This is a genomic window from Leucobacter alluvii, from assembly GCF_039530485.1.
Taxonomy (GTDB): domain Bacteria; phylum Actinomycetota; class Actinomycetes; order Actinomycetales; family Microbacteriaceae; genus Leucobacter; species Leucobacter alluvii.
In genome coordinates this window covers 163,881-177,666 of sequence record NZ_BAAAOP010000003.1, presented here as the reverse complement: position 1 = coordinate 177,666, position 13,786 = coordinate 163,881, and the positions used below count along the sequence as shown (strand labels likewise).

The 13,786-nt window shown below is 67.5% G+C and carries 12 protein-coding genes and 1 tRNA gene; 6 read left to right on the top strand and 7 right to left on the bottom strand.

Going from position 1 to position 13,786, the window contains the following annotated elements; all coding sequences use genetic code 11:
- Positions 1–52: 52 nt before the first annotated feature.
- From ABFX18_RS02870 to ABFX18_RS02860, 3 genes are all read right to left on the bottom strand, one after another.
- The gene (locus ABFX18_RS02870) at positions 53–1,030 is read right to left on the bottom strand and encodes a ribose-phosphate diphosphokinase (protein WP_200331679.1); all 978 of its coding nucleotides are present in this window, start codon (positions 1,028–1,030) and stop codon (positions 53–55) included.
- Between the two features lie 45 nt (positions 1,031–1,075).
- A complete protein-coding gene (glmU, locus tag ABFX18_RS02865) occupies positions 1,076–2,506 on the bottom strand; it encodes a bifunctional UDP-N-acetylglucosamine diphosphorylase/glucosamine-1-phosphate N-acetyltransferase GlmU (protein ID WP_346057314.1) in 1,431 nt (476 codons plus the stop codon).
- 237 nt (positions 2,507–2,743) lie between these two features.
- Positions 2,744–2,815: transfer RNA gene (locus ABFX18_RS02860), tRNA-Gln, on the bottom strand.
- A gap of 100 nt (positions 2,816–2,915) precedes the next feature.
- Between ABFX18_RS02860 and ABFX18_RS02855 the strand changes: the two genes are divergently transcribed.
- Positions 2,916–3,458 (top strand): MarR family winged helix-turn-helix transcriptional regulator, encoded by a 543-nt coding sequence (locus ABFX18_RS02855; RefSeq protein WP_200331675.1) that lies wholly within the window; start codon positions 2,916–2,918, stop codon positions 3,456–3,458.
- A 23-nt stretch (positions 3,459–3,481) separates the two neighbouring features.
- Here ABFX18_RS02855 and ABFX18_RS02850 read toward each other — a convergent pair whose 3' ends face one another.
- Positions 3,482–5,179 (bottom strand): amidase, encoded by a 1,698-nt coding sequence (locus ABFX18_RS02850; protein ID WP_346057313.1) that lies wholly within the window; start codon positions 5,177–5,179, stop codon positions 3,482–3,484.
- A 129-nt stretch (positions 5,180–5,308) separates the two neighbouring features.
- Here ABFX18_RS02850 and ABFX18_RS02845 point away from each other — a divergent pair, with 129 nt between their 5' ends.
- A complete protein-coding gene (locus ABFX18_RS02845; RefSeq protein WP_346057312.1) occupies positions 5,309–5,872 on the top strand; it encodes a TetR/AcrR family transcriptional regulator in 564 nt (187 codons plus the stop codon).
- Positions 5,873–5,905: 33 nt separating this feature from the next.
- On the opposite strand, the gene ABFX18_RS02840 is transcribed toward ABFX18_RS02845, so the two are convergent.
- A complete protein-coding gene (locus tag ABFX18_RS02840) occupies positions 5,906–6,805 on the bottom strand; it encodes a LysR family transcriptional regulator (RefSeq protein WP_346057311.1) in 900 nt (299 codons plus the stop codon).
- A gap of 74 nt (positions 6,806–6,879) precedes the next feature.
- On the opposite strand from ABFX18_RS02840, the gene ABFX18_RS02835 reads away from it, so the two are divergent.
- From ABFX18_RS02835 to ABFX18_RS02820, 4 genes are all read left to right on the top strand, one after another.
- Complete coding sequence (locus ABFX18_RS02835) at positions 6,880–8,394, top strand: aminotransferase class I/II-fold pyridoxal phosphate-dependent enzyme (RefSeq protein WP_346057310.1); 1,515 nt, start codon at positions 6,880–6,882, stop codon at positions 8,392–8,394.
- Positions 8,395–8,461: 67 nt separating this feature from the next.
- Positions 8,462–9,934, top strand: a complete 1,473-nt coding sequence (locus ABFX18_RS02830; RefSeq protein WP_346057309.1) for an amino acid permease — start codon at positions 8,462–8,464, stop codon at positions 9,932–9,934.
- A 130-nt stretch (positions 9,935–10,064) separates the two neighbouring features.
- Positions 10,065–10,712, top strand: coding sequence for a GTP cyclohydrolase II (locus tag ABFX18_RS02825; protein WP_346057308.1), 648 nt, complete (start codon positions 10,065–10,067; stop codon positions 10,710–10,712).
- The gene (locus tag ABFX18_RS02820; RefSeq protein ID WP_346057307.1) at positions 10,712–11,263 is read left to right on the top strand and encodes a MarR family winged helix-turn-helix transcriptional regulator; all 552 of its coding nucleotides are present in this window, start codon (positions 10,712–10,714) and stop codon (positions 11,261–11,263) included. The genes ABFX18_RS02825 and ABFX18_RS02820 overlap by 1 nt, the downstream gene beginning before the upstream one ends.
- A 20-nt stretch (positions 11,264–11,283) precedes the next feature.
- Here the strand turns inward: ABFX18_RS02820 and ABFX18_RS02815 are convergent, their stop codons facing one another.
- The gene (locus ABFX18_RS02815; protein WP_200331668.1) at positions 11,284–12,720 is read right to left on the bottom strand and encodes an MFS transporter; all 1,437 of its coding nucleotides are present in this window, start codon (positions 12,718–12,720) and stop codon (positions 11,284–11,286) included.
- A 62-nt stretch (positions 12,721–12,782) separates the two neighbouring features.
- A complete protein-coding gene (locus tag ABFX18_RS02810) occupies positions 12,783–13,670 on the bottom strand; it encodes an arginase family protein (protein ID WP_346057306.1) in 888 nt (295 codons plus the stop codon).
- Between the last annotated feature and the right edge of the window lie 116 nt (positions 13,671–13,786).

Below are 13,786 nucleotides of genomic sequence, written 5' to 3'. Positions count from 1 at the left end.
GGGCCGGCGCTGTAGCGCCACCGCGGCCGACCGAAAACGCGATGCGTCTTCGCTAGGCCGCGCCCTCAAACATGGAGGTGACGGAGCCGTCCTCGAAGACCTCGTGAATCGCCTTGGCGAGGAGCGGCGCGATCGACAGCACCGTCAGCTTGTCGAAGCGCTTCTCGGCAGGCACCGGAAGCGTGTCGGTCACGACGACCTGATCGATGAACTCCTGCGACAGGTGCTCGATCGCACGTCCGGAGAAAATGGCGTGGGTGCAGGCGATCGTCACACCGCGAGCGCCATTCGCCTTCAGCGCCTCGGCTGCCTTCGCGATCGTGCCACCCGTGTCGATCATGTCGTCGACGACCACGCACCAGCGATCCTTCACGGTACCGACGATCTCGTGCACCGATACCTGGTTCGGCACCAGCGGATCGCGCCGCTTGTGAATGATCGCGAGGGGCGCATCGAGCTTGTCACTCCACACGTCGGCGACACGCACGCGCCCCATGTCGGGAGAGACAACCGTCAGATCGTCGCGGGCGATCGTCTTGCGGAAGTGCTCGAGCAGCACGGGCATCGCGAAGAGGTGGTCGACGGGGCCGTCGAAGAAACCCTGAATCTGCGGTGCGTGGAGGTCGACCGACATGATGCGGTCGGCTCCGGCTGCCTTGAAGAGATCGGCGACGAGGCGGGCGGAGATCGGCTCACGACCGCGCCCCTTCTTGTCCTGACGCGAATACGGGTAGAAGGGCGCCACAACGGTGATGCGCTTCGCCGAGGCTCGCTTCAGCGCGTCGACCATGATGAGCTGCTCCATGAGCCACTCGTTGATGGGGAACGTGTGCGACTGCAGCACGAACGCGTCCGACCCGCGCACGCTCTCATCGAAGCGCGCGTAGAGCTCCCCGTTCGCGAAGGTGCGCGAATCAGTCGGCACGAGTTCGGCGCCGAGCTCCGCGGCGACCTGCTCGGCGAGCTCGGGGTACGCCCGGCCCGTGATCAGGACGAGCTTCTTCTGCCCGGCCATCTCGATTGTGCTCATCCCTGCGTGCTCCTCATCGGTGCTGACATACCCAACAAACCTCGGTTACTTCTCCTGCTCCGCAGCACGCTGCGCCGCATCAGCGGTGCTCGTACCGGCGCGGTTCTCCGCGACCCAACCCTCGATATTGCGCTGAGGGGAGACATTCATCGCCAACGAGCCGGCCGGAACGTTCTTGCGCACGACCGTGCCGGCCGCCGTGTACGTGCCGTCCTCAATGGTAACGGGTGCGATCAGCACATTCTTCGAGCCGACCCGCACACCATCGCCCACCACGGTCTGGTGCTTCTGCACGCCGTCGTAGTTCGCGAAGATGCTGCCGGCGCCGATGTTGCTGTCGGTGCCGATCGTCGCATCGCCGACGTAACTGAGGTGAGGCACCTTGCTGCCATCGCCGATCTTCGCGTTCTTGGTCTCGACGAACGCTCCGATCTTTCCGCCTGCACCGAGTTCCGTGCCGGGGCGGATGTACGAGAAAGGCCCCACGGTCACGCCGGCCGAGAAGACCGCGAGCGTTGCCTCACTGCGGCGAATGCGGGCGTCCGGGCCCACTTCGCAGTCGACGAGCGTCGAGTCCGGCCCGATGACGGCGCCCGTGGCGATCGATGTCGCACCCTGCAGAAAGGTCCCGGGGAGGATCTCGACGTCCGGTTCGATGGAGACGTCGGCGTCGATCCAGGTCGTCGTCGGATCCTGAATCGTCACGCCCGCCCGCTGATGCGCGCGCACGATACGCGCGTTGAGCTCGCGACCCGCCTCAGCGAGTTGCGCTCGATCGTTCACGCCGGCGATCGTCCAGGGATCATCGGTCGCCACGGCCTCGACGTCTCCGCCCGTGACGAGGATGCGGGCCGCCGCATCGGTGAGGTACTTCTCACCCTGCGCGTTGTTCGTATCGATGCTCGCAAGCGCGGTCTGCAGCGACCGACGCGAGAAGACGTAGATGCCGCCGTTGATCTCGGTGATCCGACGCTGATCGTCGTCGGCGTCCTTCTCCTCGACGATGCCCAGCACCGCGCCGTTGTCGTCGCGCAGGATCCGCCCCAAGCCGGTCGGGTTGTCGAACACGGCGGAGAGGAGCGTCATCGCGCGACCGCCGCCGAGGTGACCCTTGACGAGCCCCTCGAGCGTCGGGGTGTCGATGAGTGGGGCGTCGCCCGAGAGCACGACGACCGAGCCATCGAAGTCATCGGGGAGTGCGGCGAGCGCCTGCTCCACGGCGCGGCCCGTGCCCGGCACCTCATCCTGATCGACGATCACCGTGTCAGGCGCGTGCTCGAGGATGGCTGCCGAGACGCGATCCCGCTCGTGGCGCACCACGGCCACCACCTGCGTGGGATTGAGTCCAGCTGCGGCGTCGAGAACGTGCGCGATCAGCGAGCGCCCCCCGATGCGGTGCAGCACCTTCGGCAACGCCGACTTCATGCGGGTTCCCTGACCCGCTGCGAGAATGACGACTGCGAGGTGCTCTGCCATGGTGTCCTTTCTTCGGCGACGACCCGAAGCGATGCTTCGTTCCATCGCTCCCCACACACAGAGTAGCTGCGCTACCCCGACATTGACGGCGCTCGTAAGCGCCGCGCGGAGCGACGACCCGAAGCGATGCTTCGTTCCATCGCTCCCCACACACAGAGTAGCTGCGCTACCCCGACATTGACGGCGCTCGTAAGCGCCGCGCGGAGCGACGACCCGAAGCGATGCTTCGTTCCATCGCTCCGCCCCCAGGACTCGAACCTGGACCTAACAGCTCCAAAGGCTGTCGTGCTGCCATTACACCAAGGCGGACCGCGCCGATTTCGGCACGCGTACTAGTCTGCCACGGCTCCGCTCCCCATCGCACCACGCCAGGTCGCGAACAACGCCTCCCTGGCTCGATAATGGAGGGATGAAGCACGAAGACGAGGTCGACCGGATCATTGCGGACTGGGAATCAGCGCGCCCGGATCTCGATTTCGCTCCGCTCGCGATCTTCTCCCGCATGTGGCGCGTGACGAAGCACATCGACCGCGCCCGCGCGCAGGCATTCGAGCGTTCAGGCCTCATGTCTTGGGAGTTCGACGTACTCGCCGCGCTGCGGCGCAGCGGCGAACCGTTCCGTCAGAGCCCCAAACTGCTCGGGCAGCAGACGATGGTGTCGAGCGGCACCATGACGAACCGCATCGATCGCATGGCGGAGCGCGATCTCGTGCGTCGCCTCACCGACCCGAACGACGGCCGCGGAGTGCTCGTGGAGATGATGCCCAGGGGCCTCACGCTCGTCGACGCCGCGATCACACGCCTCACCGACTCCGAGGAGCGCCTGCTGAGCGGCATCCCGAAATCCGAGCGAGACCGTCTCGGCGTACTGCTGCGACGGCTCGCCCTGAGCGTGGACCGGTACGTCCCGCTCTCCGAGCCTCTCGGCGAGGCCGAGAGCGACGTCGTCTGAGCTGACGCCCCGCGCGACCGGCGCTACCCGAGGCGGTCCTCGGGAAGCGCCGGCGTCGACGCGGGCGCGACCCGGAGTGAGCCGCCGCCGCCCGCTTCGAACGCCGCCGCGTACCTGAGCAGTTCTGGATCCGAATACGCACGCCCGGCGAACGTGATGCCGACCGGCATCCCGATGTCGTCCATCATGCCCATCGCCGTCGTCACCGTCGGAATGCCGAGGTGCCGCAGCGCGTAGTTGCCGTTCGAGAAGAAGACGCCGTTCGCCCATGCGCGATCCGCCGCCGTCTGATCGACATCGGCGTTCCACGCGCCCACGTCGGCGTTCGCCGGGAAGACCACGCCGTCGAAGTGTTGGTCGCGGAGCCACGACTCGAAGAGCTGCTCGCGGAGGCGAACGAGAGCGCGCAATCCGTCCGCGAAATCGGCCCGGTCTCGAGGATCGGAGATTCCCGTCTGCGCCATCGTCACCGTGGCGCGGTACCGGTTCTCGTAGTCTTCGACCTCTTCGTATCGATCGGGAAGCGCGCCGGGTGGCTGGGGGAAGATCGTGTCGGGGTCGACGGCGCCGAGGTTCGGGATGTTCGGATCGCCATTGGCTCTCAGGAAGTCGTCCCACCCGAATGCGAGGAAGTGGTTGAACTCCGTGTCCATCCAGCCCTCGGGCAGCACGCCGAGCGCTCCGACGTTCTCCTGGCCCGGCCGGTCGCCCTCGTACTGCTCGATGAGGGGGAAATCGGTGACCACGATCTCGGCGCCGAGCGCTTCGAGCCGCTCGCGGGCCTCTGCGAAACGCGCGAGCACGGACGGGCGCACCTCGATCGGAAAGCGGGGATCCTCGCCGAGATACATCGCCGGCACCGCGAAGCGCTTGCCGCGCAGCGCTTCGCGGTCGTTCAAGTCGAGGTAGCTCGCCGGCCGGTGCTCACTCGCGCTCGGCAGGTCGACGACCTGCTGGTTGCGCCAGAAGTCGCCGCGAGTGTTGGCATCGTCGCGCACGAGCACGTCGAGCACGCGCAGCATGTCGGGCATGGAGCGCGTGTGCGGCACGACGACGTCTCTCGCCGGGAAGAGCGGCCAGTTGCCCCGGATGCTGAGCACGCCCCATGAGGGGGTGTACGCGCAGAGACCGTTATTCGATGCTGGGCTGCGGCCCGATGAGACGGTCTCCTCCCCCATGCCGAACACGGCGAGGTTCGCTGCGGTCGACACTCCGGAGCCGTTCGAGGATCCGGAGGCGTACGCCGCTGCGAGGTACTCCGGGTTGTAGGGGCTCTCGGCCCTCCCGTAGACGCCGCGCTGCATTCCGCCGTCCGCCATCGGAGGCATGTTGGTCTTGCCGACCAGCACCGCTCCGGCTTCCCGCAGCTGGGCCACGGTGAAGGCGTCCCACTGGGCGATGAGGTGCTCGAACGCCGGCGACCCGGCTGCGACGCTGAGCCCCTCGACCATGTACGAGTCCTTGACCGTGAACGGCACCCCTTCGAGCGGGCGTGCGAGCCTTTCGCGCCAGCGACGGTCCGACTCCGCGGCGTCGCGCAACGCATTCGGATTGGCCACGACGATCGAGTTCAGTCCCTCTGACCCGCGATCGTAGGCCTCGATGCGGGCCAGGTAGCGCTCGGTGAGCCAGGTGCTCGTGATCTCGCCGCGCGAGAGCGCGTCGAGCACGTCCGAGATCGATGCCTCGATGAGTTCGAAGGGGGTCGTCGCTTCGTCCATGAACATCCTCGTTTCCGTCCGCAATGCGGAGCTCGCGCTTGTCGGCGCCGCATGCAGCGCCTATCCTGAAAACAGTTTCAGTTGCCGCAGCGCCCCTGTCAAGTGGACGCGCGATCCGAGGGAGTCGACGTGACGAACGACGCGCGCGAGCGCATCCTCACCGCGTGCGAGCAGACGATCGCCCGCGCAGGGATTCGCGGCTTCCGCATGCAGGACGTCGCGAGCACCGCGGGGGTCTCGATCGGCCTGCTGGCCTACCATTTCGGCGACCGAGACGGATTGCTGCAGGCGGCCCTCGACCACGTCACGGAACGCGCAGCGGATCGCGCTACCCACTCCGCTGATGCGACGACCGCCGCGACGCGTCTCGCGGCCCTGCTCTGCTCGGAGTTCGGCCGGGATCCCGAGATCCGCGCCGGCTCCATCGCCTGGAACGAATTGCGGGCGCTCGCGGTGTTCGAACCGGCCCAGGCAGCCGCCGTGGCCCGTTCGACGGCTGCCTGGCAGCGCACGGTGCACGAGCTCATCGCCGAAGCGGTGCAGGATCGCGGAGGCGATCTCGACCCTGCCGCGGCAGCGCTGATCCTCACCGCCCTCGTCGAGGGGCTCTCCGGCCGGTGGCTCACCGGTCAGGTCACGGCGGAGGAGGCTCAGGTCTCCGTGCGCGAGGCGATCCGGGGGCTGGGACTCTGACTCCCCGGGAAGCCGAGAGCGCGATTCGTGCGGCTAGCGCCGTGCGGCGGTGAGCCGCTCGAGGATCTCCCCCAACCATCCGACTGCCGCCGGCATCGGCGCGCGCCGCGTGACGAAGGAGACACGTCGCTCCCCCAGGTCCTGCTTCGCGGGTCGCAGCACGACGTCGAAGTCGGCGTCGACGGCCGCCCGGGTCGTGAGGGCGCAGCCCAGCCCCTCGGCGACGAGTCCGTGGATCATGTACAGGTCGTCCGTGCGCATCAGCTCGCGCATGGGCACGCCGAGCGATTGGTAGACGCGTCGCAGCACCCGGTCGGAGGCTTCATCGTCGCTGCGGCTGCACACCCAGGCGACCTCGGCGAGATCAGCGAAGTCGAGCGCGTCGAGTTCCGCGAGCGGGCTGCGCTTCGCCACGAGCACGCGGTACGGCTCGGAGAACAGCGAGCGCTGCACCAGGTCGGTGCCGACGAATCCCGGCTCGGTCGATACGTGGTAGATGAGCCCGGCATGCACCTCACCCGCACGCACGAGGCCGACGACCTCCGTGGGCTCCGCTTCGATCACCTCGACCCGCACCGAGCTGCGCTGCCGCAGTTCTGCGATCGCCGCGGGGATGAGGCGCGACCCAGTCGACGAGAACGTGCCGACCCTGATGGTCACCGCGCCCGCGTCACGCAATTCGTGCACGGCGCGCTCGGCGCGCTCGATGCGGGTGAGCACCGGGGCGACCTCGCCCGCGAAGAGTTCGCCGAGCTCGGTCAGCCGCGCACCGTTCCGGTCCCGCACGACGAGATCCGCTCCGAGATGCGCCTCGAGCGCGCGCAGGTGGTGCGTCACTGTCGGCACGCCGTACCGCAGTGCATCAGCGGCGCGCGTCAGGCTCCCGTGCTGGCGCACGGCGAGGAGCACTCGGAACTGCTGCAGGGTGATCATCTGATACAGACTATGTCACGCAGTGTGAATACTTGATATTCCGCAGGGGTGCCGCGTTGCCTATGGTGAGGGGCGTGCTCGATTCTCTCCGCCGCGTTGACGCGGCCCCCACCGCCGCTGCCGCCCGCCAGCAGGAGACGCCGTACGTCGACGCGCTCCGCTCCCTCGCCCAGCAGGACTGGCAGCGTCTGCACGTGCCAGCGCACCACGGGGTCGTGGAGAACGCCCCCGGTGTCGCAGCGCTCGTCGGCGCCGATGCCATGCGCATCGATTTCCCGGTGCTCTTCAGCGGTGTCGATCAGGAGACCTGGCACCTCACGACCCCTGGCCGCGTCACCCCCCTGATGCGCGCTCAGCAGCTCGCCGCCGAGGCATGGGGAGCCAGCCGCACGTGGTTCGTCACGAACGGCGCATCCGGGGGCAACCATGTGGCGACGACGGTGGCGCGCGGCCTGGGCGTCGAGGTCGTCATGCAGCGGAGCGTGCACTCGAGCGTCATCGACGGCGCGACGCACGTCGGACTCGACCCGCACTTCGTACAGGGTTCCGTCGACGCCGGGCTCGGCGCCTCGCACGGCGTCACCGCGGACCAGGTCGCCGAAGCGCTCGCGGAGCACCCGGAGAGCGCATCGGTGTACATCGTGTCGCCGAGCTATTTCGGCGCCGTGGCCGACATCTCCGCCATCGCTCGCGTCGCGCACGACCACGGCGTCCCGCTCATCGTCGACGAGGCGTGGGGGTCCCACTTCGGCATGCACCCCGATCTGCCGACCAATGCCGCGCGCCGCGGTGCCGACCTCGTGATCTCCAGCACGCACAAAGCGGCGGGATCGCTCACGCAATCCGCGATGCTCCACCTCGGCCACGGTCCGCACGCGCAGGCGCTCGAATCGCTCGTCGATCGCGTCGTCCGCTCCTTCCAGTCGACGTCGAGCAGCGCGCTCCTGCTCGCCTCGCTCGACGAAGCGCGCATGCACATCGCCACACGCCCCGATCTCGTCGGACGCGCGATCGACTCCGCGCAAGCGATCCGCGCGGCCGTGCGCGCCGATCGCCGCTACCGCGATGCGACGCCGGACGTGCTTGCACGACCGGACGCCATCGCGAACGATCCGCTCAAGATCGCCATCGACACCCGCGGCGCCGGGATCACGGGCGGGGATGCGCAGCACCTGCTGTTGCGCGACCACCGCGTCTACTGCGAACTCTCCACCCCCTCAGCGCTGCTCGCACTCGTCGGAGCGACGTCTGCCATCGACGTCGACCGCTTCCTCAGCGCGCTGCAAGCGCTTCCCGAGGCCGATGCTGAGCCGGAGCGGCCCATCGCCCTCCCGTCGCAGTGCGAGCGCGCCATGGGTCTGGGCGAAGCCTTCTTCAGCGGCGTCGAGGTCGTCGCGGCGACGGATGCCGTCGGCCGCGTCTCCGCAGATGCGCTCGCGGCGTATCCGCCCGGTGTGCCGAACGTGCTCCCAGGGGAGGTACTCTCTGCTGAGGTCGTTTCCTTCTTGCGCGCCACCTCGGCCAGCCCGGCCGGGTACGTGCGCGGCGCGGCCGATCCCGCGCTCGACACGTTCCGCGTCGTAGCCTGACGGCGATCCAGACCGCTTCCACCCCACCGCATCGAGGATCTCAATGCGGACTGCACACAGGAGTGTCATGACCAGCACCGAAACAGCATCTTCGCAGCAACCAGACGAGGTCCCCCCTGAAGCGCCCGACGGCGGCATGCAGCGCGGCATGAAGAACCGTCACCTGCAGCTCATCGCCATCGGCGGCTCGATCGGCACCGGGCTCTTCCTCGGTTCGGGCAAACTCATCAGCGTCTCAGGCCCCGCGATCATCTTCGTCTACCTGGTGATCGGGTTCTTCGTCTTCTTCATCATGCGCGCTCTCGGCGAGCTGCTGCTCTCGAACCTGCACTACAAGACCTTCGGCGACATCGCGAAGGACATGCTCGGCCCGTGGGCCGGGTTCTTCGTCTCCTGGAACTACTGGTTCTCCTGGGTGATCGCGTGCGTCGCCGACATCGTCGCGATCACGGCGTACGTGCAGTGGTTCAATCCGAACGTCCCCGCGTGGGTGCCGGCGTTGATCACCGCCGCGGTGCTGACGCTGCTGAATCTGCAACCGGTGAAGTTCTTCGGCGAGACCGAGTTCTGGTTCGCGATCATCAAGATCGTCGCGATTCTCGGGCTCATCGTCGTCGGCGTCATTCTCATGGCGACGCAGTTCCAGTCCCCCGACGGCACGACGGCTTCGATCACGAATCTCTGGACGCACGGCGGAATGTTCCCCATGGGCATCAGCGGCTTCGTGCTCGGGTTCCAGATGGGCATCTTCTCGTTCATCGGCGTCGAGCTGGTGGGCACGGCCGCTGCGGAGACCCAGAATCCGCGGAAGACGCTCCCCAAGGCGATCAACTCGATCGTCATTCGCATTCTGATCTTCTACATCGGTGCGCTTGCCGTGATCATGGCGGTCACGCCGTGGGACGAGATCGCGCCTGACAAGAGCCCCTTCGTCGCGACCCTCGCCACCGCCGGATTCGGCCTCGCAGCGGTGGTGATCCAGCTGGTCGTGCTCACCTCGGCCGCCTCGAGTGCCAACTCAGGGCTCTACTCCGGCACGCGAATGCTGTTCGGCCTCGCGAAGGACGGGCACGCACCGTCCAAATTCGCGATGACCGACAGTCGAGGGGTGCCGAAGCGCTCGGTCTTCTTCACCTGCGTCTTCCTCTTCGCGGCGATCCCGCTGCTGTTCGCGGGCGACGGCGTCATCGCGGCCTTCACCTTCGTCTCATCGATGTGCGCGACGCTGATTCTGTTCACGTGGGGGTCCATCGTCGTGAGCTACATCGTGTACCGGAAGCGGTACCCGGAGCGGCACGCCTCCTCCGGGTTCAAGATGCCGCTCTCGCGCATTGCACCGTGGCTCGTGCTCGCGTTCTTCGTCTTCATCGCGGGCACGCTCCTGTACGGCGACGACACCCGGCCCTCGATCCTGGCGGCGCCCGTGTGGTTCGCGATCCTCGCAGTGCTGTGGCAGCTGCGGAAGCGCCGCTTGATTCGCGATGGCCGCCCGCTCACGGGCGCCATTCCGACGGTGCCGCACCCGCTCGACGACGAGTAGGACGCCGGCGCGGCTCCTGCGCCGCGCGCCTGCGAATGCCCGGGAATAGGACCCGGGCATTCGCGTTGCATCCCACATGGTTGAAATTTCACGCACTCGCGAGGGTGATCGAGCCTCATCCGCTGCGACGGTGCGGACCCAGGTGCGCATCCCCCTCCGGTTTCCCGACGGGTACACCGCAGCAGCCGACGTGTTCACCTTCGACGGGCTCGTCGACGGGAAGGAGCACCTCCTCCTCGCCCTCGGAGAGTGGCAGGGCGCCCTCCCGACGGGTGACGCCGGGCCCGTCAGCGGAGCGGCCAGCGCGCCGCCGGCACCGCTCGTGCGATTGCACAGCGAGTGCCTCACCGGTGACGTCTTCGGCTCAGAGCGCTGCGACTGCGGTCCGCAGCTCCGCGAAGCCGTCGAACGCATCGCGGCCGAAGGCGGCTTCCTGCTCTACCTGCGGCAGGAAGGGCGAGGGATCGGGCTCTACGCGAAGCTCGACGCGTACGCGCTGCAAGACGCCGGCCTCGACACCTACGCTGCGAACGTCGCGCTGGGCCGCGGGGAGGATGAGCGCGACTACACGGCCGCTGCCCAGATGCTGAGCGCAGTCGCCGCTGAGCGAATCCGGCTGTTGAGCAACAATCCCGATAAGGCCGAGCAGCTCGGCGCCCTCGGCATCGAGGTCGTCGATCGTGTGGCGACGTCGGTGCACCTCTCCGGCTTCAACCGGAAGTACCTCGAATCCAAGCGCGACCACACGGCGCATACGATCGATCTCTCGGCAGCGTGATGGAGCCGGAGCCGGAAGAACCGGCGGCGAGCGCGGTGGCGACGCCGAAGGATGCGACGGGCCGGGGAGCCGGGCGCGACGATGCTCGACCCGCTCCCGACCGCCGCCTCGGCGACGACGAGATGCGCACCTGGCTCCCCGCCATCAGATTCGCCCAGCTCCTCCCCCAAGCGCTCGACCGAACGTTGCGCGACGGCGCGGGGATCAACCACGCCCATTACGCGATTCTCGTCATGCTCGCCCGTCCGGGAGACGAGCAACCGCCGATGTCCGAGATCGCCCGCCTCGCAGGGCTGAGCCGATCGCGTCTGAGTCACGCCATCGACGCGCTCGTCGCTCGCGGCTGGGTCGCGCGCTCCGCATGCGGCGGCGACGGTCGCACGCGCACGGCGCGGCTCACCGACGACGGTCTCGCCGCGCTTCGCGCCTCCGCTCCCGCCCATGTCGCGCAGATTCGCGAGCTCGTACTCGCCCCGCTCGACACCGCGGAGCGGGAGCAGCTCGCCGTGATCCTCGGCAAGCTGCTCCCGGGTATCGAGGCCTCCGTCTAGCTCGCGGCCGCCGCTGAACGTCAGCGCCGCTCGAGCAGCGCGATTCGGGCCGTATGGATGCGGTGAGCCTCGAGCGCCGTCTCGACGTTGGGCTCCGATCCTTCGAGCGGCTGTCCGGCGCTCTCACGCAGGAAGCAGACGGTGATGAAACCGACGACGGACATGCCGATGAGATAGTAGGCCGCGGCGAGAGGGTCGTTGGTCACGCGGATCAACGAGTCGATCACGAGTGGGGCCGTGCCTCCGAAGAGCGCGATCGACACGTTGTACGAGACTCCCAGGCTCGTGTTGCGCGAGCGCGTGGTGAAGAGCGCCGGATAAGTCGAGGCGAGGGTTCCCATGTAGAGCGCGACCGGCAGCCCGATCAGCGCGAGGCCGCAGACGATGCCCACCGGCTGCGCACCTCCGATGAGGTGGAACGCCGGCACGCTGAGAACGATCACCCACAGGGACGCTGCGAACAGCACAGGCTTGCGGCCCACGCGATCGGAGAGCATTCCAACGAACGGCATGCAGATCGCCATGAGCAGCATGAGCGGAAGTGAGAAGAGATTGCCCTGAACAGCATCGTGCTCGAGAACCGTCGAGAGATACGTCGGCATGTACGAGGTGAACGCGTAACCGGCCGAGTTCGCGGCCGCGACGAGCAGCACGACCACCAGCATCGGCTTCCAGTTGGCGATGAATACGCGCGCCGGATTCACCCGCAGGGTCGGGCGCCCATCCGCCCGCGGACGTGCGAGCGGCGCCGCCTCGGCGAGCAGCGCCGTGAAGTGCGGCGATTCTTCGACGCGCATGCGGAGGTAGATCGCGACGAAGCCGAGCGGGCCAGCGATGAGGAACGGGACGCGCCAGAGCCCGTCGACCATCGCCTCCTGACCGAACGCGATCTGCAGCACCGTGACGATCGCTGCGCCCAACACGAAGCCGAGATAGCTGCCCGCGTCGAGGAAGGCGGCGTAGAACCCCCGCTTCTTGTCGGGCGCCGACTCACTGATGAAGGTCACGGCGCTCGTGAACTCCCCGCCGGCGGAGAACCCCTGCACGATCTTCAGCACGATCAGCAGCACAGCCGCTGCGATGCCGATGGAGGCATAGCCGGGAAGCAGACCGATGAGGAACGTCGCCAGCGCCACGGTGGTCAGGGTGATGAACAGCACGCGCTTGCGTCCGATCTTGTCCCCGAGCCAGCCGAAGAAGAGACCGCCGAGCGGTCGGAACAGGTACGTGCTCGCGAAGGTGCCGAGCATGAAGATGACCTGCGTCGCAGGGTTCGCCTCGGGGAGGAATACGGGGCCGAGGGTGACGACGAGGTAGCCGAAGACTCCGACGTCGTACCACTCCATGACATTGCCGACGAACGTTCCGCGCACCGCGCGGCCGAGCTCGCGTTTGCGCACGATGTTCACCGCCCCGGTGTCGAGCACCGGGCTCACCTGCTCTTGGTGTTCCGCCATCGTCCCACTCCCTCACTTCATCATGCGAAACCGAACGCGCTCCATCGACGCGTTCGATCGGGTCAGTCGTCGCTGTGTCGTTGCCCGAACACGGCGAAGTAATAGCAGAGATAGGCCGCGAGGGTCGCGGTCATGTCCTGGTGATCCGTCATCGGGTTGACCTCGGTCACTGCGAACGAATCGCAGTGCGGTGCAAGCGCCATGATCGTGTCGATCGCCTGCCGTGACGTGATCCCGCCCGGCTCGAGGGCTCCCGCGCCCGGCGCGTGCGCCGGATCGATCGCGTCGATGTCGAAGCTCAGATGCACATGGTCGGCGCCTGCGGTGCGTTCGAGAATTCGTTCGACGACGGCTGCGGTGCCGCTCCTATCGAATTCCGCCGCGGTGATGCGCGCCAGGCCGCCGCTCTCCAGGTAGGCCCGCGAAGACGGGAAGTTGAAGTGCCGGAGCCCCACCTGAATGCTGTGCTCCGTCCGCGCCCGATCGAGTTCGAGCGATCGCCGCATCCCACTGGACTGGCTGTGGGTGCCCTGCTGCTCGTTTCGGTCCATCACGTCGAGGTGCGCATCGAAGTGGATCACGCCGACCGTTCCATCGGTGGCATCATGAAGCCCCTTGGTGCCCGCATACAGGAAGCAGTCGTCGCCCCCGAGCAGAATGGGCACGTTCCCGGACCGCACGCTCCGCGCGATTCGCGCACTCGTGCGCTCGAGCGTCGTCAGCACGTCGTGGGCCACGATGTCGGCGTCGCCGCCGTCGATGATCAGCGGAGCATCGTGCAGCTCGCCGGTTTCGAGCGAGAACACCGATCCAGCCTCCACGCGCTGCGTGATCCAGCCGAGTTGCTGACGAATACGATCCGGTGCGTAGCGGGACCCGGGATACCCGAGCGTGGCCGCTCCGTCGAAGGGCGCTCCGATGATCTCGAACTGACGTGCGGTCGCTGGCATGACCCCTCCTGGTTGTCGTGATGCGCTGAGATTCCAGCATCGTCGGCCACTGCATCGTCCGCAATCGCGCTGAGGGTGAGTAGCAGCAGATACACTCACTCATACAGTGAACGCGC

Coding starts and splice junctions, on each gene's coding strand:
- ABFX18_RS02820 (WP_346057307.1), top strand. CDS start 10,712: ATGGAGCCGGAGCCGGAAGAACCGGCGGCGAGCGCGGTGGCGACGCCG.
- glmU (WP_346057314.1), bottom strand. CDS start 2,506: ATGGCAGAGCACCTCGCAGTCGTCATTCTCGCAGCGGGTCAGGGAACC.
- ABFX18_RS02810 (WP_346057306.1), bottom strand. CDS start 13,670: ATGCCAGCGACCGCACGTCAGTTCGAGATCATCGGAGCGCCCTTCGAC.
- ABFX18_RS02840 (WP_346057311.1), bottom strand. CDS start 6,805: ATGATCACCCTGCAGCAGTTCCGAGTGCTCCTCGCCGTGCGCCAGCAC.
- ABFX18_RS02850 (WP_346057313.1), bottom strand. CDS start 5,179: ATGGACGAAGCGACGACCCCCTTCGAACTCATCGAGGCATCGATCTCG.
- ABFX18_RS02815 (WP_200331668.1), bottom strand. CDS start 12,720: ATGGCGGAACACCAAGAGCAGGTGAGCCCGGTGCTCGACACCGGGGCG.
- ABFX18_RS02870 (WP_200331679.1), bottom strand. CDS start 1,030: ATGAGCACAATCGAGATGGCCGGGCAGAAGAAGCTCGTCCTGATCACG.
- ABFX18_RS02855 (WP_200331675.1), top strand. CDS start 2,916: ATGAAGCACGAAGACGAGGTCGACCGGATCATTGCGGACTGGGAATCA.
- ABFX18_RS02830 (WP_346057309.1), top strand. CDS start 8,462: ATGACCAGCACCGAAACAGCATCTTCGCAGCAACCAGACGAGGTCCCC.